The sequence below is a fragment of the Noviherbaspirillum malthae genome, assembly GCF_015352985.1.
Classification (GTDB): Bacteria; Pseudomonadota; Gammaproteobacteria; order Burkholderiales; family Burkholderiaceae_D; genus Noviherbaspirillum; species Noviherbaspirillum malthae.
This window is the reverse complement of sequence record NZ_JACYXF010000148.1, coordinates 1-3,520: the sequence shown is the minus strand read 5'-3', so window position 1 is coordinate 3,520 and position 3,520 is coordinate 1. Positions and strand designations below refer to the sequence as shown.

Sequence of the window (3,520 nt, the reverse complement as noted above, 5' to 3'; positions counted from 1 at the left end):
CGTGCCGCTTCGGTCTTGAACTCTTCTGTGTACTGTCGTTTCGGTACTGACTTCTCTTCCATCGCATCCTCCGTACAAACAAGAAATTATCAAATTTCCTGCTGTACGTGAAATCGAGGCACGGTCATCAGTTCCCCGGGCGCAATATTGAGCTTCAACTTGCGACTGTTGTCCGGTTCCGAATGGAACTGCGCAGACAGGCTTGACCGCTGACTCTGCGTGATTGAACGGTTTGCAAATGATTCTCCCGCAAGATGCGTATCCTGCGACGCCTCGTACTTGAAGCCATCGACCTCATCCTGCCGCAGGGGGTTGCTCCATCGAGCGGCTTGAGTCACGCTTGTGCTGAAATCTGGCAGTCCTGTCAGCACGGCTTTATCTTCTCTTGATGGCTTCCACGGCACAATCACTCTCGTGCCGGAGTCAATTGAATCATCTGTTCTAGCTACAAGGCTCATGTCGACGAAGGCATCCTTGAACATTGTCATGAGTTGCCGGTCGCCGTGGCCTCGCGTGGCGGCTTGATCGAAGGTTTTCAGGTAGTTGTCGATTGCCTTGGCTTGCTGCTGGTTCGTGCCCAAGCCTTGTAGCCTGGACGTATCAACGCCAACGTCGATTTTGCCGGATGGACCTTCAACGCTTACCCGGCGCTGCCTGGAGTCGATATGGAAATCCAGGGACTGCGTCGCCGGCGGCACTGTTTCGAGAGTCGTTTTGGCGTGCAGGTCAATCGACTGTATGAATGCTGTGTCGAGGCGGGTGAGTTCAGCCAGTCGAACTTGAGGTACATTCTGCGTAAGCCCATCAATGGCGGACTGAAATGCCTGCCCGAGGTTTGCGATGGCGCTTCGTTCATCAGGACTCAGTTCAGCAGCGCTGCCAACCTGAATAAACATATCCTCGCCGGCATTGGCAATCGTCAAGCTGACTGCCTTTCCTCCACCGAGGGTAATACTCAGTGTGAACTCGTTGTCAAGATGTCCGGGTAAAGCTACCTGGCTTGTCGAGTCGAGGGCGCCGGTTCCGAATTTCTCAAGCGTGTTAATTCCCGCGTTGCGAAAACGGGATGAAGTGGATATCTGCCGGAGCGCTGCGTCGGATTCGGCTTGTGCTGCAGCTTCTAATCCCTTTGAGCTTAAGCTAATGATGGTGGAAGGAACCGCCTTTTCAGTACTGGGAGGCAGTGTGCGAACCGCTGCAAAGTCTGTATAGCGCTGCATCGTCTGCAGGCTAGACACGTTGGATATTTGGGTCATGCATAGGTAACGGACCGTTCCGAAGTAACTTGAGAATAACCATCCACAAAAAGACAGGCTTGCGTCGCGGTCCTGGGACGCTTTCAAAGGCACTTGAGTAAGAGGCAAACTCCTCGGCACACAATTAGTCCAGCCCACCGCTGCACCGGCCGTTCCGTTCAGAGCGATCCACTTCGGTGGTTAGGGTTTTTAGAATAAGTTGGGCTTACTTCCAATATTACCTACTAATTTGCAACAACGAATTTCTGATGATTGCTGCAAGCGTCACTCGTGCGCGCAACGGCTCGGCACCAGTCTGGTCGGCGTTGGAAAGCAGGACGGCAAGTACGGCGCCACGAGCCGTGCGTGGGCCAGGAAAAATGGGAAGTTTGGCAGACATCACAATATTCTAGCCTTGTCGCCAATGCACGGGTGTTCCAGCCTCGCATGCCGTGGTTTTGAAGATGTTCGAAGTGAGGCCAGCTTAGCGTGTTCAACGACTAGCAAAAGACATGACGCGAATGTTCGCTGGTTCAACTCAGAAGTACAACTTGATGAACTAAGGCAGAATTCTTCTCGGCGGCGTATCCGTTGTCAATTATGATTGTCCATCAAAAAGTAACGCGTAATTCAAGTGGTCGCTGTGATCGCCAATATGTACATAGCCGCGCGCTATGGCTTCGGCCAGTACGCGACGGCTCGAAATATCGGCTACGGTAAATATCCAGCTGCGCTTGAACGCGGTCCATTCCAAGCCGACCAGCAGCGCAGAGAATAGGCCAAGCCCGCGCGCTACGTCATCGAATTCGACGTTCGAGAGGGTCAGCGAGCGATAAGCCTTGCCGCGAATTCTCTTGGCCTCAATTCGCAGGTAGACATGCATGCCGCTGTGCCGAAACCACTTGCGGAAGCCGATTTGCTCTGTACCTAGTAATTCGCCCTCGATCATGCCCAGCAACTCGAAAAGACATTTCCTATTTGACATAAACCTAACTCCAACGTGTTTAAGTATCGACTGATAAATTTAGATTCCCAATTGAATCGATACACGCGTTGTCCTAGTTGCTCGCTTGCTTGAAAGCTGGCGTCAGCCCCACGAATTTGCGTTGGTTGGAAGATCCCCGCGAGGATCGTACACTGCGACCCTGTCATTCTCTTCAAGCGTCTCAGTGTAGATAACCAAGTTCGGCTTGCCAGTGAGGGCCGAGTTGAAAAGGATGCCTTTGGCTTTCGCTTCAATTACGAGGTCACCAATGATCCAGTTTGGTGGCTCAACTCCTTCATCGAACCATAGATTTCGCCAGTCGCAAAAGAAGTCTTCCCAGATGCCGTCGAACCTTGTGCCGACACCGCCTCTAAAGTCAACGACAGGATTAATTTCAATCGTGTATGACACAAGTGTCGCCGGGGGCATCAATTCCGACTGCTGCTTATACTCAGCAAGTGCAGTGTGCTCATCAAGCGCCAAATAGAGAGCCGGGACACCGATCCGGTTTGCACGTCCTCCATATGCGGCTGCACCAGCACCCCTGGTTGGCGCATGTGCCCACCTTGGCGTGTGAGCACGGTAGGCAACCGTGCTAAGAGAGGACAAGATCATCCTGCGGCGCCTCCTTGCAGCGAATCGATATAACGCAGAAGGGCGTCAGTTTTTCCCTCCGATACTAATTCTTGTGCTGTTTTGTACCGAAAAGTTGGGATTGGGTTATTTTTGAACCAGTAGATTGCTCGTTCTACGCTGCCCGACAGATCCGTAGCGGCACGCAGCACACGTATGGTTTCACGCATATAGCGCTGGATGTTTTCAGTCGCTGGTGCGCGGTTGATCGTATTTCGGTGCACGTGAGCTTGATCGGCTAAGGTATTGAGATCAAGCTTCATCACATTAGCATAGCGTTTCGGAGAGATGGCAGTCGGCACGTCCTTCTCGTCATGCAAGAATTCCATCAGTCCGTCGAAGTTTCTTTCAAACAATGGTGCTTCAAGCGTAGCCATAATGCCTCCAAAAGTGCAATCACTATGCACTATATTTGCACCATTTTCGCCGCATTTCAAGGGCGCTGCTTGGAATCTAATGCTATGCGTCGGAATTTGAAGTGGTTACTTACGATGTATAGATGGCTCTTTCTTAAATTTTACATAACTAACATTATGTCGCGGACTGGTAGTATTAGGAGTGTTGCGTTTTTAGGGAGGCTCTTCATCTAGCTACTGCAACATTGAATGCGTAAATGGTATGTTCCGGCGTTGCTTAATTTCCAGGACGCAGGAATGCTTATCCAACT

At 51.4% G+C, this 3,520-nt stretch carries 4 protein-coding genes; all 4 read right to left on the bottom strand.

Going from position 1 to position 3,520, the window contains the following annotated elements:
• Window positions 1–89: 89 nt before the first annotated feature.
• The 4 genes from IGW03_RS37250 to IGW03_RS37235 all read right to left on the bottom strand — a co-directional run bounded on the left by IGW03_RS37250 (window position 90) and on the right by IGW03_RS37235 (window position 3,230).
• Window positions 90–1,220: a hypothetical protein gene (locus IGW03_RS37250; RefSeq protein ID WP_194727419.1), complete on the bottom strand. Its 1,131-nt coding sequence runs from the start codon at window positions 1,218–1,220 to the stop codon at window positions 90–92.
• Window positions 1,221–1,833: 613 nt separating this feature from the next.
• Window positions 1,834–2,220, bottom strand: coding sequence for a hypothetical protein (locus IGW03_RS37245; RefSeq protein WP_194727418.1), 387 nt, complete (start codon window positions 2,218–2,220; stop codon window positions 1,834–1,836).
• A gap of 102 nt (window positions 2,221–2,322) precedes the next feature.
• Window positions 2,323–2,835, bottom strand: a complete 513-nt coding sequence (locus IGW03_RS37240; RefSeq protein WP_194727417.1) for an RES family NAD+ phosphorylase — start codon at window positions 2,833–2,835, stop codon at window positions 2,323–2,325.
• On the bottom strand, window positions 2,832–3,230 hold the full coding sequence (locus IGW03_RS37235; protein ID WP_194727416.1) for an antitoxin Xre/MbcA/ParS toxin-binding domain-containing protein: 399 nt from the start codon (window positions 3,228–3,230) through the stop codon (window positions 2,832–2,834). The genes IGW03_RS37240 and IGW03_RS37235 overlap by 4 nt, the downstream gene beginning before the upstream one ends.
• Between the last annotated feature and the right edge of the window lie 290 nt (window positions 3,231–3,520).

Coding starts and splice junctions, on each gene's coding strand:
- IGW03_RS37245 (WP_194727418.1), bottom strand. CDS start 2,220: ATGTCAAATAGGAAATGTCTTTTCGAGTTGCTGGGCATGATCGAGGGC.
- IGW03_RS37250 (WP_194727419.1), bottom strand. CDS start 1,220: ATGCAGCGCTATACAGACTTTGCAGCGGTTCGCACACTGCCTCCCAGT.
- IGW03_RS37240 (WP_194727417.1), bottom strand. CDS start 2,835: ATGATCTTGTCCTCTCTTAGCACGGTTGCCTACCGTGCTCACACGCCA.
- IGW03_RS37235 (WP_194727416.1), bottom strand. CDS start 3,230: ATGGCTACGCTTGAAGCACCATTGTTTGAAAGAAACTTCGACGGACTG.